The organism is Sulfurimonas sp. (assembly GCF_018698455.1).
Taxonomy (GTDB): Bacteria; Campylobacterota; Campylobacteria; order Campylobacterales; family Sulfurimonadaceae; genus Sulfurimonas.
In genome coordinates this window covers 18,097-44,275 of record NZ_JABIOQ010000016.1, presented here as the reverse complement: position 1 = coordinate 44,275, position 26,179 = coordinate 18,097, and the positions used below count along the sequence as shown (strand labels likewise).

At 34.8% G+C, this 26,179-nt stretch carries 23 protein-coding genes; 19 read left to right on the top strand and 4 right to left on the bottom strand.

Translation table 11 applies throughout. From position 1 onward, the window contains the following. Positions 1-1,592: bifunctional protein-serine/threonine kinase/phosphatase (locus HOG88_RS02605; RefSeq protein ID WP_295002836.1), on the bottom strand; the 1,592-nt coding region annotated here is incomplete at its 3' end. A gap of 205 nt (positions 1,593-1,797) precedes the next feature. Between HOG88_RS02605 and HOG88_RS02600 the strand changes: the two genes are divergently transcribed. Then, positions 1,798-4,182, top strand: a complete 2,385-nt coding sequence (locus tag HOG88_RS02600) for an Ig-like domain-containing protein (protein WP_295002834.1) — start codon at positions 1,798-1,800, stop codon at positions 4,180-4,182. A gap of 65 nt (positions 4,183-4,247) precedes the next feature. On the opposite strand, the gene HOG88_RS02595 is transcribed toward HOG88_RS02600, so the two are convergent. From HOG88_RS02595 to HOG88_RS02585, 3 genes are read right to left on the bottom strand one after another with little or no spacing between them, the layout of a single operon-like run. After that, complete coding sequence (locus HOG88_RS02595) at positions 4,248-5,069, bottom strand: phosphatidylserine decarboxylase (RefSeq protein WP_295002832.1); 822 nt, start codon at positions 5,067-5,069, stop codon at positions 4,248-4,250. 19 nt (positions 5,070-5,088) lie between these two features. Then, positions 5,089-6,162, bottom strand: a complete 1,074-nt coding sequence (gene truD, locus HOG88_RS02590) for a tRNA pseudouridine(13) synthase TruD (RefSeq protein WP_295002830.1) — start codon at positions 6,160-6,162, stop codon at positions 5,089-5,091. Between the two features lie 15 nt (positions 6,163-6,177). Then, positions 6,178-6,996: a thiamine-phosphate kinase gene (locus HOG88_RS02585; protein WP_295002828.1), complete on the bottom strand. Its 819-nt coding sequence runs from the start codon at positions 6,994-6,996 to the stop codon at positions 6,178-6,180. Between the two features lie 80 nt (positions 6,997-7,076). On the opposite strand from HOG88_RS02585, the gene HOG88_RS02580 reads away from it, so the two are divergent. The 18 genes from HOG88_RS02580 (at position 7,077) to HOG88_RS02495 (ending at position 26,104) form a co-directional block, all read left to right on the top strand. Then, on the top strand, positions 7,077-8,297 hold the full coding sequence (locus tag HOG88_RS02580) for a diguanylate cyclase (protein ID WP_295002825.1): 1,221 nt from the start codon (positions 7,077-7,079) through the stop codon (positions 8,295-8,297). A 130-nt stretch (positions 8,298-8,427) separates the two neighbouring features. Then, positions 8,428-10,140: a succinate dehydrogenase flavoprotein subunit gene (gene sdhA, locus HOG88_RS02575; protein ID WP_295002823.1), complete on the top strand. Its 1,713-nt coding sequence runs from the start codon at positions 8,428-8,430 to the stop codon at positions 10,138-10,140. Positions 10,141-10,149: 9 nt separating this feature from the next. Continuing rightward, a complete protein-coding gene (locus HOG88_RS02570) occupies positions 10,150-11,130 on the top strand; it encodes a succinate dehydrogenase/fumarate reductase iron-sulfur subunit (RefSeq protein ID WP_295002821.1) in 981 nt (326 codons plus the stop codon). A 9-nt stretch (positions 11,131-11,139) separates the two neighbouring features. Then, the gene (locus HOG88_RS02565) at positions 11,140-12,021 is read left to right on the top strand and encodes a CoB--CoM heterodisulfide reductase iron-sulfur subunit B family protein (protein ID WP_295002819.1); all 882 of its coding nucleotides are present in this window, start codon (positions 11,140-11,142) and stop codon (positions 12,019-12,021) included. Between the two features lie 77 nt (positions 12,022-12,098). Continuing rightward, positions 12,099-12,875, top strand: a complete 777-nt coding sequence (locus HOG88_RS02560) for an exodeoxyribonuclease III (RefSeq protein ID WP_295002817.1) — start codon at positions 12,099-12,101, stop codon at positions 12,873-12,875. A 292-nt stretch (positions 12,876-13,167) separates the two neighbouring features. Continuing rightward, positions 13,168-13,497, top strand: a complete 330-nt coding sequence (locus HOG88_RS02555) for an NADH-quinone oxidoreductase subunit A (protein ID WP_295002815.1) — start codon at positions 13,168-13,170, stop codon at positions 13,495-13,497. Continuing rightward, positions 13,488-14,006, top strand: a complete 519-nt coding sequence (locus HOG88_RS02550; protein WP_295002813.1) for an NADH-quinone oxidoreductase subunit B — start codon at positions 13,488-13,490, stop codon at positions 14,004-14,006. The genes HOG88_RS02555 and HOG88_RS02550 overlap by 10 nt, the downstream gene beginning before the upstream one ends. Next, a complete protein-coding gene (locus HOG88_RS02545; RefSeq protein ID WP_295002811.1) occupies positions 13,996-15,621 on the top strand; it encodes an NADH-quinone oxidoreductase subunit D in 1,626 nt (541 codons plus the stop codon). The genes HOG88_RS02550 and HOG88_RS02545 overlap by 11 nt, the downstream gene beginning before the upstream one ends. After that, positions 15,618-16,055 (top strand): NAD(P)H-dependent oxidoreductase subunit E, encoded by a 438-nt coding sequence (locus tag HOG88_RS02540; RefSeq protein WP_295002809.1) that lies wholly within the window; start codon positions 15,618-15,620, stop codon positions 16,053-16,055. Before HOG88_RS02545 ends, HOG88_RS02540 begins: the two co-directional genes overlap by 4 nt. Then, entirely contained in the window at positions 16,052-17,275 is a 1,224-nt protein-coding gene (gene nuoF, locus HOG88_RS02535) for an NADH-quinone oxidoreductase subunit NuoF (RefSeq protein WP_295002807.1), read from the top strand. Before HOG88_RS02540 ends, nuoF begins: the two co-directional genes overlap by 4 nt. Then, the gene (locus HOG88_RS02530) at positions 17,272-18,645 is read left to right on the top strand and encodes a 2Fe-2S iron-sulfur cluster-binding protein (protein WP_295002805.1); all 1,374 of its coding nucleotides are present in this window, start codon (positions 17,272-17,274) and stop codon (positions 18,643-18,645) included. Before nuoF ends, HOG88_RS02530 begins: the two co-directional genes overlap by 4 nt. Next, positions 18,642-19,934, top strand: coding sequence for a complex I subunit 1 family protein (locus tag HOG88_RS02525; RefSeq protein ID WP_295002803.1), 1,293 nt, complete (start codon positions 18,642-18,644; stop codon positions 19,932-19,934). The genes HOG88_RS02530 and HOG88_RS02525 overlap by 4 nt, the downstream gene beginning before the upstream one ends. Continuing rightward, on the top strand, positions 19,934-20,485 hold the full coding sequence (locus tag HOG88_RS02520; RefSeq protein ID WP_295002801.1) for an NADH-quinone oxidoreductase subunit I: 552 nt from the start codon (positions 19,934-19,936) through the stop codon (positions 20,483-20,485). Before HOG88_RS02525 ends, HOG88_RS02520 begins: the two co-directional genes overlap by 1 nt. Further along, the gene (locus tag HOG88_RS02515; protein ID WP_295002799.1) at positions 20,457-20,993 is read left to right on the top strand and encodes an NADH-quinone oxidoreductase subunit J; all 537 of its coding nucleotides are present in this window, start codon (positions 20,457-20,459) and stop codon (positions 20,991-20,993) included. The genes HOG88_RS02520 and HOG88_RS02515 overlap by 29 nt, the downstream gene beginning before the upstream one ends. Continuing rightward, a complete protein-coding gene (gene nuoK / locus HOG88_RS02510; RefSeq protein WP_295002797.1) occupies positions 20,990-21,301 on the top strand; it encodes an NADH-quinone oxidoreductase subunit NuoK in 312 nt (103 codons plus the stop codon). Before HOG88_RS02515 ends, nuoK begins: the two co-directional genes overlap by 4 nt. Further along, the gene (gene nuoL / locus HOG88_RS02505; RefSeq protein WP_295002795.1) at positions 21,295-23,169 is read left to right on the top strand and encodes an NADH-quinone oxidoreductase subunit L; all 1,875 of its coding nucleotides are present in this window, start codon (positions 21,295-21,297) and stop codon (positions 23,167-23,169) included. The genes nuoK and nuoL overlap by 7 nt, the downstream gene beginning before the upstream one ends. Beyond that, complete coding sequence (locus tag HOG88_RS02500; protein WP_295002793.1) at positions 23,169-24,623, top strand: NuoM family protein; 1,455 nt, start codon at positions 23,169-23,171, stop codon at positions 24,621-24,623. Before nuoL ends, HOG88_RS02500 begins: the two co-directional genes overlap by 1 nt. After that, positions 24,620-26,104, top strand: coding sequence for an NADH-quinone oxidoreductase subunit N (locus HOG88_RS02495; protein ID WP_295002791.1), 1,485 nt, complete (start codon positions 24,620-24,622; stop codon positions 26,102-26,104). Before HOG88_RS02500 ends, HOG88_RS02495 begins: the two co-directional genes overlap by 4 nt. Positions 26,105-26,179: the final 75 nt, after the last annotated feature.

Here is a 26,179-nt window from a genome sequence, read left to right as displayed (position 1 = left end):
GCCACAAAACCAACCCTGTAAAATGTAAGTGGTTCTCTTTGTATGTAAGAACTATTTTTTGTGAAAAAAGGTTTCACTTTCTGTGGATATTTCAGTTCAAAGTTCATCTCGGAGTAGTGAGTATATCGTTGCTCTTTATCTATGCTAATTGAACGTAAAATAACACTATCTAGCCAATCCGGAATATTATTGTTATAAAGACTTGGTTTTTTTGGAGTTTTAAAAGTAGGCGTTTGGAATGGTTCTATCTCTCCATAAGGGTATTTACCAGTTAAACAAAGATAGAGAGTAACACCTATAGAAAATATTTCACTACTTTCACTTATAGCTTCCCCTTGAAATCTCTCAGGAGATAAAAAGCTTGGAGTGCCTGCTCTAGTATCATTTGAGAATATCTCTGTCATACTTCCAAAATCTATTATCTTAAACTCTAGATCCTGATAATCATTTTTAGAAATCATAAGATTTTGTGGTTTAATATCCCCATGAACTAAGTCAGATTTTAACAGAAACTGTGACATATTTAGTAAGGTATTTGCTAAAGATACACTATCATCTATACTAACTTGTTTATGAGACATATATTTGTTTAGGTCTTCGCCCTTTAAAAGTTGCATTACATAGTAACGAGTAGAGCGTATTTTTGGTATGACAGCTTTAGGAAAAAAGTCAGCTTTTAAGCGTTTCGCATTCCATGCCTCTTTAATAAATAAGTCTAAAATTTTCTCATCATCTATCGCTTCTAATGGTGCAAATTTAAGAACATAATCTTTTGTTTTTTTAGAGCAAAGCCATGTTCTATCATTTTGTATTAAAGCTTTTTTTAGTTTGTAACCATCTACTTCTTGACCGACTTTCAGGCTCTCTATAATCGGTAAATTTAGCTGTTTGAGAGTTTGAACTCCGCTTATCTCAAATACTTCTAATACAACAGCAGTTGTGTCATCTGGAAGGTTATGTTCCATAAGGGAGCTTGCTTTTTTAACTAAGGCATGAGCTCCTAAGTTTATGCCCTGCTCTAATCTATCTTCACTCATAAGATTATAAAGCCCATCACTACAAAGAAGAATCTTATCATTTTTTTGAACTATATTCTCAAAATAAAACAATTCAACACTACTATCTATTCCAATTGCTTGAGTTAAAACATTTTCATATCCACTCTCTTGCATTACATGCTCATTTGAAAGTTGTGTAAGTTCACTATCACGATGAAGGTAAACACGACTATCGCCAACATTTGCACCGTAAAGACGACCTCCCTCAATAACCACTATTGTAAGGGTTGTAACAAGTTCACTTCTTTCATAGTTTATTTGAGATTCTTGATAGAGAATAGAGTTAATAGATTTTATAAAAGTTTTTATGGATTTTTCAATACTCCAAGTCTTTGGACGTATTTTAAAGTTGTTTATTAAGTAGTTCGTGGTTCTTTTTGCAGCCTGGGCACCTTCATCAGCACTTCCCACTCCATCACAGACTACGGCTATAGTTAGATTCCCTATTGTTTTTACATCATAAAAATCATCACCTTTAAGCTCTTTTTTCTTTGCAAGAGTAAAACCTGAATGTTTAATATTTTCTGATTTCATAGTAGAATCCTGTATATTTACTTCATTGAGAATAATAAAATCTATTATTAATTTTTATTAATTATATCACTCAAAATATAGTTTGCAGTCTCATTTATGACTAAACTTTAATCATCTGATAAATAATATGGTCTGAGATTCATAATAAAAGGAGGTTTTTACAATAAACATTGTATAAGTATAAGAAATACATTAGGTGCCCTTAATGAAAAAAATATCAACTCTTCTCCTTTTACTAGTTGTTTTAGTCAATGCAAAGACTCATGAAGGCTCTGGTAAGACTAAACAAGCCGCTTTAATTGACCTCAGTGGTGTTATTAACTCCTCCGTTTCTTCTTCTCTGTCAACAACAATCGAAGAGACTCAAGACAAGTTAAGTGAAGAAGTCACTTCTCAGAGCAACATTACAACAAACCTTGATCTTGTTAATATCAGTTACCGTCTTAATCATAAAGCTTCAATGGGTAAATACTCTGCAATAATTGATGATAAAGACCAAATCAAACATGTAAAAACATCTCTTAAAGTAATCGCTAGTTATAAACTCGAGGTGCTCCCTAAAAATGATAAAGACCGTGTTAAAACTTTAGGTGAGTGGATTAGTAAAATAGATAAAACCATAAATCTTCTTAATGTCTATTCAGATGCTATATCAACTGTTAAAAAAAACGAAATACTCAAGAAAAGTAAAACATTTACAGATTTACGAACAGATACACTCTTAAAACTTAGCGATGCAATATGGAAAGGCTGTGGAGAGGATAAATCTAGTGCATATGAGATGCTAAATAATAAAATATTTGCAAAAAAAGAACAATCAAATGGATTTTTCAATATGCTTGGTTTGACAAAAGAAGATGTCAGAGAAGTTAACTCTGGAGATATTAAATATATTAAAGAGAATAATAAAGAATGTGCAGTTTTAGAAAAAGAAAAACTTTTAAAGATGGTGAATTATTTTTTTACAAGTGTAAAAAACTTTAACCATACGAAACTTCTTAATGATGATATACATAAGTATGATCAAGTGGATATATGGTTAAAAGACCTTGCACGGACAAAAGAACTAGCGAAGCTCTTTACAAAAGAATTTACACCAAAACATCATAAACTACTTCTAGATAAAAAAGAATCTTTAAAAAAATTCCAATCAACATTAAAACCTCAATATGTAGTTTTCAAAGTTGCAGGTCATGCACTAAAAGTTCTTATTGATGGCAAACAAAAATTCGAAGTTAATAAAGCTATTTATTTACCAGTGGGTCCTCACTCTTATGTAATTAGCAGCAAAGGGAAATGTGATATTACGGGAGAATTTACACTAGATAAAAAAGAGACTAAAGAGCTAGAAGAAAGTTTTGAAGGACTGGAATTTCCTAAAGTTACATTTACTTCAAATAAGTTCAAAGCCCAAGCTTCCATTAACGGTCAAAGTATAAAAATTAATATAAAATCTGAGATTGAAAAATGTGGTGTAGCTATTCCTTACATTATTACATTTGAAGATCAATCATTTCAAGGGAATATAGTTTTAGAAGCAGGGAAAGATATTTCGAAAAATTTCAACTTTTTAAGTCAAAAAGAGATTCATCTTTTCAACGACATGACTAAAAAACTTTTTAAAAGTAAAGCAGGAGAAAAGCTATCTGGTACACTATCTCAAAAAGATATTCTATTAACGAAACTAGAGTTTGAAATAGAAGACAAACCAGAGAGTGGCAATATTGACATCTCCACTAATGGAGGCTTCATCTATACACCAAAAGAAGCTTTTTACGGTAAAGAAAGTTTTTCATACTATATTGTCAACAATGGAAAGAAAAGTTCTTTAAAGCTTGCTCAAATAGATGTAGTTGGTTTAAATCATACACCAACTCTTCTTTCTGACTCATTTAATGTTGATCAAGGTGAAAGTTTAAGTGCAAGCCTAAAGGCAGAAGACAAAGATGGTGATACACTAACATATTCACTAGCTACTAAAACAACTAAGGGTGATATTAAAATTGATGTAGACGGAGATTTTGTTTATACACCTTTTGCATCATTTAATGGTATTGACAGTTTTTCTTATCAGGTACGTGATGTTAAGGGAGCCACCGCTACTAAAAGTGTGAAAATAAATGTCCTCTCAAGTAATAGTGCACCTGTAACAACCCCTCAAGAGTTTAATACAGTAGCTGGAGAAAAGAAACAATTCAAACTTGCAGCTTCTGACAAAGATGGTGATTCATTAAACTATAAGCTTGTTGTAGATGTAAAGCATGGTAGTTTAACCTTAGCAAAAAATGGAATTATCAATTATACTGCACTTGATTCTTATGCAGGAGAAGATAGCTTTTCATATATTGTTAGCGACGGGAAAAAACAAAGTAACACTCAAGTTGTAACTATTTCTGTAATGCTAGGAGCACCTATTGTAATAGCTGAAAGTAAAGAAGAAATAATGGAGCCCACTACTTCTGAAAATGTCGATTATGAAAAACTCAAGGCATTCCTTTTGAAAAATAAAAGTAACCCTGATATAATAAAAAAAGTACAAGCTAAATATCCAAAGACTTTTCAAAAATTTATTAATGAAATGACACATTAAGTAGCCCGTAAAGTCTACTTGATTTCTATTATATGAGGTCTTTGAGTCAGAACTACAGAGACTCTTTATTTTATCTTTGCTATGGTTTGAGAAAATTTGACATCATCACCAGCATGCACATCAAGATCTAACATCTCTTTTTGGGAGAGTATCACAATCGTAGAGCCCATTTCAAAACATCCAAAGTCATCACCTTTCTCTAAAAAGAGATTATCAAATTCATAAACTTGTTCCTCTGTTGCACTCGCGTTTGTTTGAATTTTTGGTTCAAAGGACACCTGCATTACACCAACATTTAAAGCACTTACCAACACCATATAAAATCTTTTTTTAGCTGGAGTTTGACACAACATAACTACTCTTTCATTTTCAATAAAAAGATTTATTCGTTTTTCTAGTGAAGGTACATTTACAGGATAAAACTTACCTGGAATATGAACTGCCTTTAAAACTTGTAAATCTGTAGGTATATGATAACGATGGTAATCTTTAGGAGAAAGATAAAAGTTTATGAAGGTTCCATTCGTAACTATACTTTTTTCTTCATTACTAAAGTTATTTCCCAGAAGTTCGCCCGCCTTATAAGACATACCTTTAATCTGAAGTGCATAATCTTCATCAAGAACTCCACACTCTGATATAAGTGAATCACAAGGAGAGATAAACATCTCTTTCTCTGGGGAAAACTCTCTTACAACTTGAAGTCTACGCGTAAACAGAGCATTCAAACTTTTATATGTATCTGCCTCATTAAAGTCACTCATGTCAAGTCCCATAAGATTTACATATGAGCTATTTACAATTTTTTGAAACCATTTTGGAAACTCTTTAGATGCAAATTTTCCAAAATTTTGTGATATTAACGATGTTATATGTCTTTTATTCATTTATATAAATTTTCCTTGATTATCTTATCTTCTTCTTTGCTATTTCTTCTATGAGTACAGTTGCATAAGAGCCTTTTGGCAATGTAAAGTTCATCTCATACTGTGCTTCAATTTGATTAAATCGACCTTCGACATCTGTAGGATAAATCCAGGCATATCGACGAGCACCATCTGCGTTTATCTCATCATCAAATTCTTTTTCTAACTCACCAGCAAGAGAGGTAGAAAGAGAAACTTTTGTACCACATAAAAGACCAGTTGCACTTATTTCGTGTTTATTAAATCTCTCTATGTCTTCTGCATCACCATTAAAGGTAAAAAGTTTACCATATGGATAGTGTTCCATAACATCACCGTCCATTAATTTAAAAGGATGTGTTTGTGCTTTCATCTTCTTTACTTCATTATTAGGCATATTTAAAAGGTTCTCTAACTCATTTGTATCAAAACTAGATACAAGTGAATTAATTTCTAAACGCCGACTTAACCATAGGTTAAAAAGATGACTTTGATAAGCATTTATTAGAAGTTTTTTTACTCTTGGATTGCGTTCTTTTGCTTCACCTTTTGCTAGTTTTTCTCCAAGTATATGATTATCTCCATCATTTCCAAAACGCTGATAACCGAAATAATTTGGCATTCCTGAAGTTGAGATATTTTTAAGAACTTGGTCTATCTTTTGAGCAGAAGTAGGATTTACTTTCTTAACTTTTATGTAAAACCTATTTCCTTTTAAATGTCCTATTTTTATTTTATTGTTATGGTAAGTTTTAGAGATGATTTTTATACCCTCAAAATCAAAACTCTCTAAAGCCTCTTCATATTTTTTATGTATAGAAATATACTGTTTTGTCATGGCATGCTTATCTTTAAGACCTGCATATCCAATCTCTTTATTTTTAATTCCTAAGTAGCGAGCTATCTGACCTACCAACTCATTTGTAGTCATGTTCTTTTTTCTTATAAAAAGAATGAGGTGTTCACCCTCTCCTGAAAATTCGTATAGGGGTAACTCTTCGACAACAAAGTCGCGAGGAGACTGTTTAAAATGAAAATCAATGCTTGCATGTGCAAGTGAATAAAATCTATCCATTATTATATATATTCCTTAAAAATGATGTGCTTTACATCTGTTTGTAAATTTTTTTCTTGTCGCATAGCCAAAAATAGTCAAAGGTGTACGAGACACTTTAGCTAGCCTATAAAGTGTTTTTCTATCGCGCTTATCAAATGCAACGAGCATTTCGTACTCTTCACCACTACAAGCTGTCTTTTTATCTATTTTTTTAGTAAAAGTAAAACCTATAGCATTTGCTTTAGCTAGCTTGTCTAAGTCACTAAAAAGACCATCTGATATGTCCATGCCAGCTTTTAAATATCTTGATGTGTTTTTTATAAAATTTCTTCGGAGCTTTATATCTATAAACTTTGATTGTTTATGAATTTCACCCAAATTAAATAATTTTTTTAATTCTTTAGCTGATTTACCGAGTTCTCCAGTATAGGCAAGAAGATAGCCTTTTCGCACACCTAAACGCAAAAGCGGTTTTTTAGTTTTAGAAATAATTGTCACCGTGATATCTAACTTAGTGTTTGATATCGTGTCACCACCAATAATCTCTACATCATATTCTTTAGCAACTTCTAAAAAACCTACTGCTAATTCTGTACTTTCTTGTTTGCTGATTGTAGATGGCATTGCCACACTTAGAAGTGCATACTTTGGCACGGCATTCATAGCTATAGCATCCGAGAGATTTACTAACATAGCTTTTCTTGCTATCTGCTTGTATGTAAGCCATTTCTTCTTAAAATGTACATTTTGGAAAAAAGCATCCTTTGAATAGACGTAACCATCTATGACAGCCCCATCGTCACCGATGTATTTGTTGTTAAAATGGGATATAAAATGGCTTTCTTTGTTCAATTAAACTTCTTTAAGCATATATTAATTTCTCTCAATATAGAATGACAAGTTATTATAACATTAATTAGGAAAACACTTATATGAAACACTCTATCAAAAAAATATTCTTAAACTTGAACACTTATCTGTTTTTTATACTATTTACATCATTTGTAACTTTAGCTCTTATTTTTGAACATCAATTAGAGTATGAAAAAATCAACAATTTAAAACAACAACAAAATATTATTTTAGAACTCACGAAACTTAAGCAGAGTGATATTAGTATTGCACTTATTCAGTTTAACGGTAAAAGTACTCAACTTCTACAGGAAATTGATAAACTAAGAACTCTATATAAATATAACTATACGGATAGATATATTTTCAATAATGAAGCAGCATATTTAGCAGATTTAAAAAAACTTTCTATACTAACAAAAGAGTTTAATGAAAATGCAAATATTCTTTACTCACAGAAGCTTAAAGAAGATAGTGAGGAACAAGACAAACTTGCTACACAAAATCTTAAAAAATCTTTTTATACTATTAGAACCCATATAGATTCAATACTACTAAAAAGCCTAACATCTAACCAGGACAAGTTTTCTATTCTTCTCAAAATTGCAACTGCTGTATTTATATTAATTTTCTTTCCTACACTTGTATTTAGAAGACACTTAAATCTTATATATAAAGATATTAATTACCTCTATCAAATAGAGAAAAATAAAATTAAACATGCTATGTTTACCATTGAGGGAGATGCACTATCACAAAGAATAAGCAGAAAGTCTACTCTCAGTGACAATCCAACAATGCTTGACCCTGTAACAAACATCAATAATTATAAAGGAATGATAAACTCATACTCCGAGAAAAAAGGTCTCAAAGATAGTAACTTCATATCTTTAACCATTTTAGAAATCGACAATTTTTCAAAATCTAAACGTACTTTTTCGCAAGAGTTCACACAAGTAATTCTCAAAAAAATTGCTTATACTATCTCACTATACGAACTTCCAGTGGATACTATCGCAAGAACAGATTACAATCAGTTTACAGTGATACTCTCAAGAACAACTAAAGAGTTAGCCTATAAAGATATAGAAATCATTAGGGAAAGTATTGCTGAACTTAAATTTAATTCTCCAGAAAAAGGCAATATACTTGTTACTGTAACTGGCGGATTTGTTATTAAACCAAATAACACAAATATCGAAGAGGCTACTAGAAAAGCGACAGAAATACTTGAATATGCAAAATCAACAGGAACAAATAAAATCTATCAGTTAAGAGACCTAGCACAAAAAGGTCTCTAAATACCTCAAGAAATGTCTCAAATAGTAACATACCTATAGGAAAGACATTCAAACTCATTTTTTAATCTGCACCAAGAATATTCACGATAGAATCAGTATTATTATTTAGTTTTATTATCAAGGAAATTTAATGAGTATTCCTATTTATACTTACGATGCTATTGTTGTTGGAGCTGGTCTTGCCGGATGTGCCGCAGCAAGAGAGTTACAAAGTGCAGGTAAAAAAGTTGCTGTTATCACAAAGCTACACCCTCTAAGAAGTCATTCTGGAGCTGCTCAAGGTGGTATTAATGCTGCATTTAGTGATGAGGACAGTGTAGAGCTTCATGAGTTTGATACTGTTAAGGGAAGTGACTATTTAGCTGACCAAGACGCTGTTGAGTACATGTGTAAAAATGCTCCTGGGACTATCCGCTGGATAGAAGGTATGGGAGCTGCGTTTAGTCGTACAGCTGATGGAAAAATAGCACAACGCCCTTTTGGTGGACAAAGCTCTCCTCGTGCTTGTTATGCTAAAGACAGAACTGGTTTAACACTTCTTCAAACGATTTATGAACAAGCTCACCGTGCTGGTGTTAAGTTTTACGATGAATGGTATGCAGCGGATATAATCTATAAAGATGGAAAAGTTTCAGGTGTTGTCGCTTTTAATATTCGTAACATGGAAACGGTTATCTTTAATGCTAAGAGTGTTATGTTTGCTTCGGGTGGATATGCTCGTGCTTATAAAATCAACTCAAATGCTCATGCAAACACAGGTGACGGTCTTAGTATCGTTGCTCGTCATGGTCTTCCTTTAGAAGATATGGAGTTTGTACAGTTTCACCCATCAGGTCTTTCAGGAAATGGTGTTCTTATTTCTGAAGCTGCACGTGGTGAAGGTGGTCAACTTTTTAACTCAGAGGGTGAGCGCTTTATGACAAAGTATGCTCCAAACGCGATGGAACTTGCATCTCGTGATGTTGTTGCTCGTGCTATTTTAAATGAGATTAGAGAAGGTCGTGGTTGTGGCCCAAGAAAAGATGCTGTTTATTTAGATGTAACACACTTAGGTAAAGATCTGATTATGGATAGACTTCCAGAGTTACGTGAACTTGCTATTACATTTCTTGGTCTTGACATGATTAAAGAGCCTATTTTGATTTCTGCAACTGCACACTACTCTATGGGTGGTATTCCAGTAAATATAGCTGGTAATGTGCGCAAAAACAATACTGAACTTGTAGAAGGCTTCTATGCAGCTGGTGAGTGTTCTTGTGTATCAGTTCATGGTGCAAACCGTTTAGGTGCTAACTCTGTACTTGAAGCACTTCTTTTTGGTCGTTATGTTGGTAAAAACATGGCAGCAGAATTAGATGGTATAGAACTACGTAAGGCAACTGAAGAAGATGCAAATTTAGCATTAACTGAACTAGACTTTTTACTTACAAACAATGGTGAAGAAACTGTTCCAACTTTAAGAGAAGAGCTTCAACAATCTATGACAGCAAATGCTGGTGCGTTTAGAACAAAAGAATCTTTAGAAATTTCTGTTAATAAAATAAAAGAACTTCGTCAAAGATTTAAAAATATTCGTATTAAAGACAAATCAAAAGTATTTAACACTGAGCTTCAAGAAGCTATGGAGTTTGGTCATATGATTGATTACTCTGCGTTTATCGTACAAAGTGCTGTTGCGAGAGAAGAGAGTCGTGGTGCTCACTTTAGAGAAGACTTTGACACACGTAATGATGAAAAATTTCTTAAGCATACAATGGCTTATATGGATGAAAATGGTGAAATTTCACTTGACTATATGGATGTCGTTCTTGGCAAACATGAGCTTAAAGCTAGAACATACTAAGGAGAATTTATGAGTACACATGCAATTACATCACAAAAAGTAAACTTCAAAGTATTTCGTTTTAATGCGGATGAAGATTATCTTCCATACTATGAAAACTATGAAATGGACGTAACTTCAGAAGAAGTTGTACTAGATATACTAAACAGAATTAAATGGGACAACGATGGTAGTTTTTCATACCGTCGTAGTTGTCGTCATGGTATTTGTGGAACTTGTGCTATTAAAGTAAATGGTCGTTCAACTCTTGCTTGTAAAGAGAGTATGACAAATATGATAGAGTATTTCGGAAACGAACTTACTCTTGAGCCGTTAAGTAAATCAAGAGCTGTTAAAGACCTTATTATAGACAAAGGTGATTTTTGGGCAAAGAATGATGCAATTCATCCTTACCTTGTTTCTCACATTGATGAGCACCCAGAAATGGAATGTGCTGTTACTCCAGAACAGGCCAATGCACTTAATGATGCAGACTTATGTATTCAGTGTGGTGCTTGTCACTATGCATGTCCAGTTGTAGAAGTTAATGAAGAGTTTTTTGGTCCTGCTGCGTTTGCTAAAGCATACCGTTTTGAAGCAGATGTTCGTGATGATGCACACACAACTAGGCTTATTGAACTTAATGCGGAAAATCAAGGTGTTTGGGATTGTGTTAAGTGCATGGAATGTGCTGAAGTATGTCCAAAAGACGTTGATCCAATTGCAAAAATCACTTCATTACATAACATGCTCTTTTCTGAAGGTGTTGCAAAATCAAATGTAGCAACTCGTCATGCTGTTGGGTTTAAACATTCTATTGCACGTAATGGTGTTCTTGATGAAGGTGGAATGGTTCTTTATTCCGAAGGACTTGGTGTTGTTAAACACTTACCACTCGCACTCAAAATGTTTAGAAAAGGTAAAATAGTCCCACCATGGGCTATTACAAAATCAGATAATCTTGATGAGATACAAAAACTTGTAAAATCTTCATCAACAGTAAAGTTCTAGGAGTTATAGATGGGAAAATTAAAATACGCACTTTTTACAGGATGTACTGCTAAACAAAGTACTCCTGAGCAAATGATTTCAACTATGGCAGTAGCTGATAAACTAGGAATTGAACTTGTAGAACTTACTGAGGCTTCATGCTGTGGTGCTTCTCACTTACAAGATTATGATGACTTTTTATCTCTTGTATTAAATGCAAGAAATATTGCTTATGCTGAAAAACATGACTTGACTATGGTGACTATTTGTAATACTTGTCAACTTAACACTGCTATGACTAAACATCGTTTAGACAATAATGCAGACCTTAAGACTCGTGTAAACGAGAAGCTTTTAGAAGTTGGACTTGAGTACAAGGGTACATCACTTGTAACACACTTTCTTTATGCAATCATTGATGACATTGGTCTTGATAAAATTGCTGAAATGGTAGTAACGCCACTCAGTCAGTTTAACATTGCACCTTTTTATGGTTGTCATAACATTCGCCCTTCTGAGCTTCAAAATGAAACTCATAAGACTCCAGAAAACCCTTATAATCCTCGTTCACTTGATGATTTAATTATCGCTTGTGGTGGTCAGACTGTAGATTATGAAGAAAAAAATAAATGTTGTGGTTTTCATGTTGAACTTCAGGCACCAAAAACATCAGCTATTCTTGCTGGTAAAGCGGTAGCCGGAGCAATGGATAACAATGCTGACTTCATAGTAACACCTTGTCCTCTCTGTCATCTAAAACTAGATACACAAACGGATCATCTTTCTACAGCGATTGGTCGTGAAGTTGCACTTCCTGTTCTACACATGCAACAAATGCTAGGACTTGCTCTTGGTTGTGATAGTGATAAACTTGGTCTACAGCACCATGTTGAAAAAGTAGACTTTATATAATTTAAAATCTCTAAAACTTTATGCCCTGCTTCGGGGTATAACCTCTACAAATAAAAAATCATCAAATTGGATATACAATGTCAGAATCAATCGAAATAATATCTTGGAATGTTAATGGAATCCGTGCTGTCGGTACAAAAGAAGCACTTAAATGGATAGATGAGAGACAAACTGACATTCTTTGCCTGCAAGAGATAAAAGCACTTGAAGAACAAATACCAGATGATTTATTTGATAAAGAGTACGCAGAGCGTAATGTAAACTCAGCAGAAAAAAAAGGCTATAGTGGAACAGCTACTTACAGTGTGCTAAAAGCTGACTTTACCTCTACTACTAGCCATGTAGATACTATGAATGAAGGTCGCATAGTTGAGACACACTATGATGATTTAGTCATCTTTAACATCTACTTTCCAAATGGTCAAAAGAATCAAGAAAGACTTGATTATAAGATGAAATTTTATGATGACTTATTAAAATATTGTGAGAAGCTTAGAAGTGAAGGTAAAAGTATAGTAATTTGTGGAGATGTTAACACTGCACATAAAGAGATTGATTTAAAAAATCCAAAAGCAAATTCTAAAACATCAGGTTTCTTGCCAAGTGAAAGAGCATGGATGGATAAACTTATAGACCATGGTTATGTCGATTCATTTAGATATGTCAATGGTGATGAAGTCGATAGATATAGTTGGTGGTCTTACCGTTCAAATGCGAGACTAAATAATGTTGGATGGAGAATTGATTACTTTTTCATTAGTGAAGATTTATGTGAAAGCCTTGAAGATGCTTTTATACTTGACTATATTACAGGCTCAGATCACTGTCCTGTAGGAATCAGACTCGCTATTTAATAATCCTATCTGATCTACTTATATCTCATAAAGCCTTCAACTAGGTACTTGTTTTAGAGCTTGATTAAGATATACTCTTTTTCATATAATTTCAAATATTATAATATTTATTTAAAGCAATTTTTTAACCTAAATCGTATCGGATCTACCTACTACAGATAAAGATATTACCATGTTTTATAAATTATTTTCAATTCAGTACAATAATTTATATTCAAATGCTATAATAGAAATAAATAAAATAAAATGAAGTGAGTCAATAGTGAATAGTTCCCTTTTTTTAGCCTCTTATATGATTGTAATTTTAGTAATACTACTGCCCCTTCTCTTTCATCTAAGTAAATTTTTTGGTGTTTCTAGTGATAATGTACGGAAAAATGAACCTATAGAGGGTGGTATTCGGTTAACTCACAAAGATGCTTTTCATGGTTTTAATGTAAAGTTTTTTCTTGTTGGAATCATCTTTCTCATCTTCGATGTAGAAGTTCTTTTTATGTTTCCTTGGGCACTAAACCTGAGAGAACTAGGTTTTTTTGCACTTATGGAAATGTTTACATTTTTAGGACTTCTTCTTGGTGGTCTAATCTATGTATATAAATCAGGAGTTTTAAAATGGATGTAAGTAATACTCATCTTTTAGATGAAGCTGTAGTCACTACAACAATCGATGCTGTCGTCGATTGGGGGAGAGAAGCTTCTTTATGGCCTTTTGTTTTTGGGACTGCTTGTTGTGCGATAGAATTTATGTCTACAGCAGCTTCGCGTTATGACATCTCGCGTTTTGGTGCTGAAGTACTACGTTTTTCGCCTCGTCATGCAGATCTGCTTATAGTAGCAGGAACGGTAAGTTACAAACAAGCTCCCATACTCAAACAGATTTACGACCAAATGCCGGAACCAAAATGGGTAATAGCCGTAGGTGCTTGTGCTTCAACCGGTGGTTTTTATGACAACTATACTACCCTTCAAGGTATAGATGAAATCATTCCTGTAGACATCTATGTCGCCGGTTGCCCTCCTCGTCCAGAAGCAATTTTAGACTCTGTGATGGACATCCAAAAACAACTCAAACACGAAGAAAAATTTGCTGTTCGAAACACTGACTTCAAAGGTAAACTTGATGATATCTAATATAATAACTCTCCAAGCATCACAACTTTTCGAGACTATTAAACATGATAAAGAAGAGCTTGGATTTACTTTTTTACTAGATATAACAGCTACAGATAACTTAGCAAAAACACACCCCTCTTCAAATCGTTTTGAACTTATATATATCCTCCGCCATCGTGAGTTTTTAGAGACACATATTTATAAAGTTTTTTTAGAAGAAGAAGAGATACAAAGCATCTCATCTCTTTATGAGTCAGCAGACTGGGCTGAACGTGAAGTTTACGACCAGTATGGTATAAATTTTTTAGGTCATTCTATGCTCAAACGCCTTTTAAATCATAATGAATTTGATGGGCATCCTTTACGTAAAGATTATGAAATTACACAAGGACAACTCTGTACAACTTCGCAAGACCTTATGGACGAAATGAGACCTCTGTTAAAGGAGAAAAAACTCGATATGAACAAGGATGATCTCATGGTTATAAATCTTGGTCCATCTCATCCTGCTTCACATGGAACCATCAGAACACTCGCTGCATTGGATGGAGAAAAAATAGTCGCAGCAGCCTGTGAAATAGGTTACCTGCATCGTGGATTTGAGAAGTCCTGTGAAAACCATAACTATAATCAAATCATTCCCTATACGGATAGGCTTAACTACTGTTCAGCACTCATGAATAACATCGCATTTGCAAAAACTGTTGAAGACATGCTTGATATTACACTTCCCGACAGAGGAATATTTATACGTGTTATGTTATCTGAACTCTCTCGTATCATAGACCATTTAGTCTGTCTCTCAGCTGGACTTTTAGATATGGGAGCACAAACAAACTACTGGTATCTTTTTAACCCACGAAATGATGCATATGACTTTCTCTCTAAACTTACAGGGGCAAGACTCACCAACTCTTTTATGCGTATAGGTGGTATGACCCATGATTTATATGATGGTTGGCAAAGTGACTTGGAGGATGTACTTACAAAAATAGACTTTGGAGTTACCGAGTCTCTTAAAATGATACAAACAAACAGAATTTATAATGACAGACTTACCGATATATCTCCGGTAAGTGCTGAGAGCGCTATGAGTTATGGTTTTACTGGACCAAATTTAAGAGCTAGCGGTGTCCCTTACGACTTGCGTTTCACAGAGCCGCACTACTTTTATGACACCTTTGACTTTAATATGGTAGTAGGAAGTGTTGGGGATACTTATGACAGAATGATGGTTCGTTTTGATGAGATAAATGAAAGTATGAAAATCATAAAACAAGCAATCTCACGTTTACCTGGTGGCGATGTCAATGTCTCTGATAAAAGTATTATAATGCCGAGTAAATCCTGTGTTTATGGAGGAATAGAAGGTATGATGAATCAATTCAAACTTGTGGTTGATGGTGTAAAAGTCCCAAAAGGCGAACACTATGGAGCTTTCGAGGCGGCAAATGGAGAACTTGGGTTTTACATAGTCAGTGATGGAAGTGGTACTCCTTACAAGGTCAAAGTAAGAGCTCCTAGTTTTTACCATATAGCAGCTTACCCGCAACTCATAGAAAATTATCAAGTAGCAGATGCCATTCTTACACTTGGAAGTCTCAATATTATAGCTGGAGAAATGGATAGATGAGTTTTACATTTAATCAAGACGATCTCAACAAAATAAAGGAACTCAAAACAAGATACCCAAGTCCAGATGCTCTATGTCTCCCTTGTTTATGGATGGCTCAAACTAAAGAAGGCTACATAAGTATAGATGCCATTGATGCCATAAGTGAGCAAATTGGTTTAGCTCCGATGCAGATTTATGGTGTGGTAACTTTTTACACTATGTTTCATTTGCAAAAGCCTGACAGACTTCAAGTAGATGTATGCAAAACACTCTCATGTAAACTTTGTGGAAGCGATGAAATACTCAAGCACTTAAAGTCAAAAGATGTTTATGTAAACCATGTTGAGTGCCTTGGTTCATGTGGAACTGCTCCAATGATGCAGATAAAAGATAAAAACTATGAAAACCTTACAAATGAAAAAGTGGATGCGATACTTGAGGAGTTACTATGAAAGAATGTAAAATAGTTTCTCGTAAGTTTTCAATAGAGGGAAGTCATACTCTTGAAGTGGCTAAACACCACAATGCATATAGAAGTCTAGAAAAACGGGGAGAGTTTACTCCAACACAGATGATAAAAATCATAAAAGATGCAAACCTTAGGGGAAAAGGTGGTGGAGGTGCAAGTGCTGGAGAAAAATGGGAACTTATGCCACAAGATGGAGACAAACCATCCTTTTTAGCTGTCAACTGCGATGAGAGTGAACCTGGAACTTTTAAAGATAGACAAATAATCACTTACGACCCCCATCTTCTTATTGAGGGGATTATTCTCACCTGTTATGCCATAAAATCTAAACATGCTTATATTTATATTCGTGGAGAGTATAAAGAGTACCAAGACATACTTCAAAATGCTATAGATGAAGCTTACGAGGATGGACTTTTAGAGAGTTGTGACATAACTATTCACCGTGGTGCTGGAGCTTACATCTGTGGTGAAAAATCAGCTTTATTAGAATCCATGGAGGGTAAACGCGGTCACCCTCGTCTCAAACCAAAACAAAAAGAACCTGAATGGTTTTTTGGGAACCCTACCCTTGTGAACAATGTAGAAACAATAGCTACCGTTCCATTTATAATACAAAATGGCTCAGATGCTTATAGAGAATATGGGACGCATTGCAGTCCTGGCACCCTACTCTTTGGAATGAGTGGACATGTAAATAAACCTGGTGTTTATGAGTCAGAGTTCGGTGTAAGTATGCTTGAATACATTGAACATTTTGGTGGTGGTGTAAAAAATGGTAAAAAACTAAAAGCTGTCATTCCAGGTGGCGTGTCATGTGGCGTTTTAACTGCACGAGAATGTAAGGACTTAACCCTAGACTACGAAGCTATGCGCACAGCTGGAAGTTCTCTTGGCACTGGTGGTATGATAATTATGGATGAAGATACTGACATGGTAGCAGTTCTTAAAAATATTTTAGAGTTTTATCATGAAGAGTCTTGTGGACAGTGTACCCCTTGTCGCGAGGGAACTGGTTGGAGTGACAAAATACTTCAAAAGATTGTAAATAAACGAGGAACAAAAAAGGACTTAGAGAAGCTTTTTGAACTTGCAGATGTTATGAATGGAAAAACTATCTGTGTTTTTGCACCTTCCGTTTCATCTGTTTTAATCTCTTTTATCACAAAATTTAGAGATGAATTTGAGAGGGCTGTATCATGAGTGAAATATGTGAAGTAATCGTTGATGGTGAAATTCATGAAGCCAAAGAAGGCTCACTTCTTATAGACCTTCTCATAGAAGAAGGTGTTAAAATTCCTTACTTTTGTTACCATGAGTCACTAGGTGCAGATGGAAATTGTCGTATGTGCATGGTTGGCATTAAAGGAGAAAAACGTCCTCAGATTGCTTGCGACACCCTCATAAAAAAAGATATGGAAGTTTTTTCAAACACAGATGTGATAAAAAAAGTTCGTACCGACATACTGGAACTAGAACTACTTAACCATCCTGTGGATTGCCCCATTTGCGATCAAGCTGGGGAATGTTCTCTCCAAGATTTTTATATGGACTATGGACTTCATGAGTCAAAAGTAGAAATTGAGGATAAGGTAAAGAACTCTAAACATGTAGACTTAGGTTCAAGTGTCGTTCTCGACCAAGAACGCTGCGTTTTATGTGCAAGATGTACTCGTTTTACCACCGAAATCACCCATACTAATGAGTTGGGAATTGTCGGTCGTGGTGATTCGGCTAAAGTTACAACCATGCCTGGACGTGAACTTTCAAATCCATATGCTATGAATGTAGTCGACCTTTGTCCTGTTGGAGCATTAACATCAAAAGACTTTAGATTTTCTCAACGTGTTTGGTTATTAGAGACCCATAATTCTATCTGTCATGGTTGTGCCAAAGGGTGCAACATTTACATAGATCATAATAAACTAAAATATAAAGATGATGTAATCTACAGATTCCGTCCACGAAAAAACCTAGAAGTAAACGGACATTTCATCTGTGATGAAGGACGTCTCAGTTATAAAGATGTTCAAGAAAATCGTCAAGAGTTTAGCACTTTTAACCATATAGAAGTAGAACAAGATATCGCTATTTCTAAGTTCAAAAATTTCCTAGAACAGCATCATAAAAATATACATATACTCATAGATGCAAACCTTTATACAGAGGAAATCGAAGCTATTTTAGAGTTCGCAAAAAGTATAAAAGCAGAAGTTTTTTCTCCTCTTGAGGTCTATACAGATGAAGGTTTTGCTGATGACATGCTTAAGTGTTCAAATAGAGCCTCAAACTATAAAACCATAGAAAATTTAAATATTAGTACTGAAAATCCAAATAACTCTGAACTAATAATCAATTTTAATCACCCCCAAAATTTTGAATCTCTGATGCAAATAGACTTTTGCACTCATAAAAGTGACACTAACTCTCTTGTCTTTGCTATCGCTGCGTTTACTGAAAACGAGGGAAGTTTAACAAATGTTGATGGCATCACTCAACAGACTCAAAAAGCAGTAAAAAAGAACAATCCTCAGCCTAGTATAATAGAGTGGCTCACTAGGATAGACCTATGAGTACAGCCTCTATAATAGTCGCTATTGCATCCTTTTCTTTAGGAACACTTTTAGCACTTTTAACCATTCCTGTTTTGGTTTGGTTGGAGCGTCGTATCGCTGGACTTATTCAAGATAGACTCGGTCCTAACCGAACAAATATTTTTGGTTTCAGACTTGGTGGACTTGTTCAATCTTTCGCAGATGTAGTAAAACTTTTACTCAAAGAAGAGTACTACCCATCTCACATAAAAAATGGAAGATGGCTTTTTATGTTCGCTCCCATCATTACTTTTGTGGCTGCACTTTTAGCATTTATGGCTATTCCCTTTGCTGATAGTATAGTTATAAATGGCGAGGTTTTACGAGTATCTCCTCTTCCTATAGACTTCGGTCTCTTTTGGTATATGGCTGTGAGTGCTATGGGTGTTTTAGGTGTTATCTTTGGAGGTTGGCTGTCTCATAACAAGTACTCTCTTTTAGGAGCGGCTCGTGCTGGGTCTATGGTTATAAGTTATGAGTTACCTCTTGGACTTAGCATACTTTCTTTGGTCATTACATACGACTCTATAGATTTTAATGCAATGGTCTCTTACCAGAGTGGGACTTTCTTTTCTTTTTTTCCCTCTTGGGGTATTTTGATGCAACCTCTTGCCTCAATCATTCTTATCATCACTCTTTTTGCTGAAACCAATCGCAACCCTTTTACCGTTGCAGAAGGAGAGAGTGAACTGGTTGCTGGATTTATGACTGAGTATACCGCTATGAAATTTGCCATGTATTTTATGGGTGAGTATATTGCTATGAATACGGCAAGTGCTGTCATCATAACTATGATTTTTGGAGGTTATAACCTTCCTTACCTATCAACAACTGAGCTTTTAGAAAGCTTCTCTATTTTTTCTTCAACACTTATGATTTCTATCCCTCTCATCGCGTTTATCTTTGTTAAGTGGATGAGAAAGAACAACAGAGTACGTTCAACTATAAAAAATGATGGAGGGAGAGCTTTTGAGACAAAGGTTTTAACTGCTGTTACTGTCATCATGGTTATACTCATTGAATCTATACTTTTTTACCTAACATATCTAAGTCATGATGCATTATTTCAGAATATTGCAGTTACTCTCTTTCAAATTATGATCTTTGTCATAAAACTTATGATGTTTAACATTTTCTTTATCATTATTCGCTGGACTCTGCCGCGGTTTCGTTACGACCAAATTCAGTATATTGGCTGGTACTATCTCATACCACTAGCCCTACTAAATCTTTTTATCACAGCTATTGTAGTTGTAGGAGTATCTTAATGAACATGAATACATGCGTGAGTGGCATAACTAGCCACTCTGTAAAAACAACCGCTAGACCAAGAAATTCTTTGATGGATAAACTCTATCTTCCCGCTATTACAGGTGGAGTAAAAGTAACCTTTAAACACTTTTTCACGAACCTCAAAGATATAAATGCCATGGATACAATGCAGTACCCACAAGAACAACCTACAGATATTTCATCTCGTTACCGAGGTCTGCATCGATTGACACATCGAGAAGATAACAGTATCGCTTGTGTTGCTTGTTTTATGTGTTCAACTGCCTGCCCTTCTAACTGTATATTTATTGAAGCAACAGAAAGACTTGATAACATAGATGAAAAAATGCCTCAAAGCTTTTTTATAGACACCTTAGAGTGTATCTTTTGTGGCTATTGTGTTGAGGCTTGTCCTTGTGATGCTATTCGTATGGATACTGGAATATTTTCACTAACAGGGAATAAACGCGAGGATTTTGTGATGGATAAAGACACCCTACTTAGTCACAAAGGTGCTTATGGCGAAGAGAGCAGTTGTGCAAAATAATATGCTAGAACTCATTATATTTTCTATATTAACCTTGTTTATGCTCAGTGGGGCCATAGTAATGATAACTAGTAAACAGACCCTTTTTTCTGCCTTTGGTTTTCTCATAACTATGGTAGGGCTTGCTGGAATGTTTGCTCTACTTGATAGTAGGTTTTTAGCTATTGCTCAGATTATGGTGAGTATTGGTGCGGTTGTAGTGCTTAGTTTACTTACTATTTTAACTATAAACGCGAGAGAAAGTAATCTTCCAGATGAACCAAATAAATACAAATGGATGGTCTTTTCAAGTTTGCTTATCGCACCCATTACATTTTTACTTTATAAATCACTGCTAACACTCAATAGTAACTTTTCAGATATGCCCACAAGTACTTCTAAAGTCGTAGGAGAACTTCTCTTTAGCCAGTGGGTCTTACCTTTTGAAATAGTCTCCATTTTACTTTTAACAGCGATGCTTGGTGCTATTATTATCGTTAAAGATCCCCGTAAAAAGGAAGAAGTATGAGTCCAGACCTTTTTTATCTTTTAGTCTCTCTTCTTTTTAGTATAGGTCTTGTTGGACTTCTGAGTAGAAAAAATCTTTTTGTCATCTATATGTCAATTGAGTTAATGTTAAGCTCCGTTAATCTTCTTTTAGCAACACTCTCAAAAGTTTTAGGTGATGCAAATGGTTCTGTAATGGCTCTTCTTATCATAGCCATTATTGCTGCAGAAGCAGCTCTTTTTCTTGCTATGATTATTCACCTTTATAAAGAAATCCGAACAATTGATGCTGATGAGTTCAATCAACTAAGTGAGGCGGAGCAATGCTAAATATCATAGTAATTTTACCTTTCTTATCAGCGTTTATAATGGCAGTTGTTTATCTTAGTAACACTAAACCCCAACGATATTTTTTTTATACCCTTATAGGAGTCGGTTCTCCTACGATTATCACTATTTTGTCTCTGTTGAGTGCTTATGAACTTCTAAACGGTGCACCTACTATCCATACCACTCTACTCACATGGATAAACATCGGTGAGTTTAACATCGACATCTCATTTATGGCAGATAAACTCTCTGTAGTCATGATAAGTTTTATAACATTTATAGCAACTTTTATACACATTTATGCAGCTGGATATATGAAAGATGATGAGGCTTATGGAAAGTTTTTTAGTTACTTTAACCTTTTTATAGGCAGTATGTTACTTCTTGTTTTAGCGGACAATCCCATTATGATGTTTATAGGATGGGAACTTGTAGGTCTCTCATCTTATCTTCTCATTGGTTTTTATCATACAGAATCGCAAAATATTACAGCTGCTAATAAGGCATTTATACTTAACCGTGTTGGAGATTTTGGTTTTATTATGGGGATTGCACTTTTATTTGTCTCTTTGGAAGGAACTGGTTTTACTTTTAGTTCCATTAAAGAGAACATTTCACTTATTCCTCTTGACACACTAAACCTCATCGGTATATTTCTCTTTGTAGGTGCCATGGGGAAATCTGCTCAGATTCCTCTTTATGTTTGGCTGCCAGATGCTATGGCTGGACCTACTCCTGTCTCAGCACTTATCCATGCAGCAACTATGGTGACAGCTGGCGTCTATATGGTTGCGAGATATAGTTTTATATATGAGGAACTTCCAGATGTTGGTCTATTTATAGCCTATATTGGTGCATTTTCAGCTCTTTTAGCTGCTATCATTGCCTCGTATCAAAGTGACATTAAAAAAATCCTCGCTTACTCTACTATGAGTCAGCTCGGCTACATGTTTATAGCCGTTGGCTTGGGAGCATACAGTAGTGGAATCTTTCATGTTTTTACTCATGCATTTTTTAAGGCACTTCTTTTTATGGGAGCGGGTGGCATCATTATTGCCCTACATCATGAACAAAATATTTTTAAAATGGGTGGATTAAAGAAGCAGCTAAAACTTGTATACATTACTATGTTCATCGCTACCTTAGCTATCAGTGGTATACCGCCATTTGCAGGTTTCTTCTCAAAAGATGCTATTCTCATGACTACATATGCATCTGAGCATTACCTCATCTGGATAATGGCAACTTTTACAGCTGGTTTGACCGCGTTTTATATGTTTCGACTTTTCTTTAGTGTTTTTCATGCTACACCAAAAGAACCACTTAGTGTTCATTCTCTAGACAAAAGTATAACCTACCCACTTATAGTCCTTGCATTTGGAAGTGCTACTGCTGGATTTTTAGGAGTAAATGCAGCCTATGGAGGTGATGCTCTTATAAACAACTTTTTAGCTCTTCCGGATAGACTCACTCATATCTCCCATTCTACTGAGTACCTATTAGGAGGGTTAAATGTCCTCTTAGCTCTTAGCGGAATGCTCTTAGCTTACAAGATGTTCGCCGCTACCGCTAATGAGCCTATTGAAAATACATTCTTCTCAAAGTTAATTATTAATAAATTTTATGTTGATGAATTCTATGTAATGTTAATAGTAAAACCTATACACTTAAGTAGTCATCTTATAGCCAATTTCATCGATCCAAAAATTATTGATGGATTTATAAGCATACAGATAAACACTTATACAAAAGTAGCTGTACTCTTCTCAAAACTTCAAAATGGACAAGTTCGTTACTATGCCCTCTACATTTTAACAGGACTTTCTCTTATGTCTTGCTATATGATTTATAAACTAGGAGTTATCTAATGAGTAACATCCTAACAAATATTATTTTTCTACCACTTTTTATTGCAGTTATATTAGGTGTCCTGAGAGCACCCCTTAAACTTCTAAAAGTTGGGGCTTTCTTCTCTTCCATCCTTGTTTTACTATTAGTCGTATTTGTAATAATAGACTTTGACCCTAAAGGAAATATGCAACTTATCACTTATCTCCCTTGGATTCAAAGTGCTGGAATTTTTTACTATATTGGGGTAGATGCCCTTTCTTTAGTTGTTCTTACTCTAATAGTGCTACTAATGCCTCCTTTATATCTCTACATGTATCATGAAAAAAGAAAAGGCTACTGGTACAACATGATGATTTTACAAACTGGAGTTACAGGGGCTGTTCTTTCACTTGACTTGATGCTCTTTTATCTCTTTTGGGAGACTATGTTACTTCCTATATTTATCATGATTGGTATGTATGGAAGTGGTATGCATCAGTACAACTCAATGAAAATAACACTGATGACCATTTTAGGCTCTATGAGTATGCTTTTCTCAATTTTATATATAGGTTATATCTACTTTGAAACCTATGGTATTTGGAGTTTTTCTCTTGATAAACTCTCTTTACTGAGTTTTAATCCACAGACATCACTATGGCTAACCGCAGGTTTCTTACTTGCCTTTGTTATTAAGATACCACTTGTTGGATTCCACACATGGATGGCACCAGCCTATGGTTCTGCACCAACACCAGCAGTTGTCATTATGTCTTCTATTATGGCAAAACTTGGTATTTATGGAATATGGCGTTTTGGTTTCACTCTTTTTGAAGAGACACTTCTTTTTTATACCCCTTTTATTATTACTATAGCTCTCATAGGTTTACTCTACTATGCCATTCGAGCAGTAAGTGAAAATAATCTTCGTCGAATGTTTGCATACTCCTCAGGTTCACATCTATCTCTTATTGCCCTTGGTCTCTTTGTAAATAATATCTATGCATGGGGTGGAAGTCTTTACTTTATAGCTACTCATGCTCTCGCCTCTGCAGGTATGTTTATTATGATAGGTTTAACATATCAACGTTTTAGAACCTTAGATATAAACTCTCTAGGTGGCATTGCCCAAAAGGCACCACTTTTTACTTTTTTCTTTGCTTTTTTTGCCTTGAGTATTGCTGGGATTCCAGGGACTGGCGGTTTTGTAGCAGAACTACTCATCATTATTGGTGCATTTAAAGAGAACTTCATCTTAGGATTTTTAACCTCCTTTACAATGTTAAGTGCTATGATATATATATTTTGGATGCTTCAGCGTGTTCTATTTGGTCAGCCGAATAATTCTACACCTTTTGCAGACTTAAATATAAAAGAAACACTAATGTTACTTCCCCTAGTCATTCTACTTATTCTTACTGGTGTAGTCCCTTCTTTGTTCACTCCCTACTTTGAGCCATATCTTACACAACTACTAGGAGTAGCCTCATGAATTCCCTAATTTATATTCTTCCTATGATTAGTGTTTTAGCTGGTGCATTTGTACTTATGCTTCTTGGTGCTAAAAGTATTACTAAAACTAAGACATTTAACCTTATTACAGTGGGTTTTCTCATTGTTGCATTTACTCTTGAGTACTCTACTCTATTTCTAGAGAGAGAAGGTTATCTTTATGAGAATATCTTTGCTCATGTTTTTATCATAGATAAATTTGCAACTATCTTTAATCTTATGTTTACATCAGGAGCAATTTTAACCCTTCTTATAAACAACGACTACTTTAAAAGCCGTCATTACTTTACGGGAGAATACTTTGCTCTCATACTCTTTAGCATTTTTGGGATGATGATGCTCGCTCATGCACATGAGCTCCTCACTGCGTTTATCGCACTTGAAACAGCATCACTGAGTGTTTATGCTCTTGTTGGATACCATCAAAATAAAAAAGTAAGTTCAGAAGCTATGTTGAAGTACATGATTTTAGGCTCACTTACGGGTGCATTTTTTATCTTAGGTACGGCTCTTATCTATGGAGCCACTGGTTCAACATCATTTGATATTATTGCACTTTATGTAGAGAATCACCAATTAAAGGACATGACCCTTCTTGTAGTTGGGGCGACTCTTCTCATGGTCACTATTCTTTTTAAAATTGGTGCTGTCCCTTTTCATGCTTGGGTTGTTGATGTTTACCACGGTGCGCCCTATCCTATAACTATGTTTATGGCTTCAACATTTAAAATAGCTATCTTTGCTATAGCGCTTCGTTTATATATTATAGATTTTAGTTCTATTAACTATTTTTGGACAGAGATGTTACAGGTTATTACAATTTTAACACTCATTGGTGGTTCACTCATTGCTATAAATCAAAAGGTCGTCAAACGAATGCTTGCCGGTTCTTCTATAGTTCATAGTGGATACCTGCTTATAGGTATATCTTCCATTGGTATAGGCTCGGACCTTGCTGCTCCTGCGATTATGTTCTACCTGATAGCTTATTTTTTAAGCTCTGCTGGTTCATTTGGTATTTTGAGTTTTATTGCATCTCAAAACAAACAAGAAATGACATATGAAGACTTTAAAGGCTTTGCTCATAGACGTCCATATCTCGCTCTTATAATGAGTGTATTTATGCTTTCTCTTGCTGGATTTCCTTCTACTATAGGTTTCTTAGGAAAGTTTTATATCTTTACTTCAGCAATAGATTCAGGTCAAATTCTACTTGCAGGGTTAGGAATACTCACTGCATTTATCTCTGTTTACTACTACTTCAAACTCATTGCAATGATGTACTTTTATCCATCAGATAAGGTAGTACAAAAATTTTCTATTGACATCAGTACTATAATGATTGCTTTTATTGCACTACTAATAATTTGGGGAGGAATAGGAACATCTCTTCTTTCATTTCTACCAGGTGCTAATGGTTTTATTGAAATTGCTAAAGAAGCGATAGTCTCTTTAAAGTGAGTTTATTTAGACACAATTATAAAGGGGCATAATGGAATTTTTTATTAGAAGAAGGTTTTATCCAAGACTATGCAC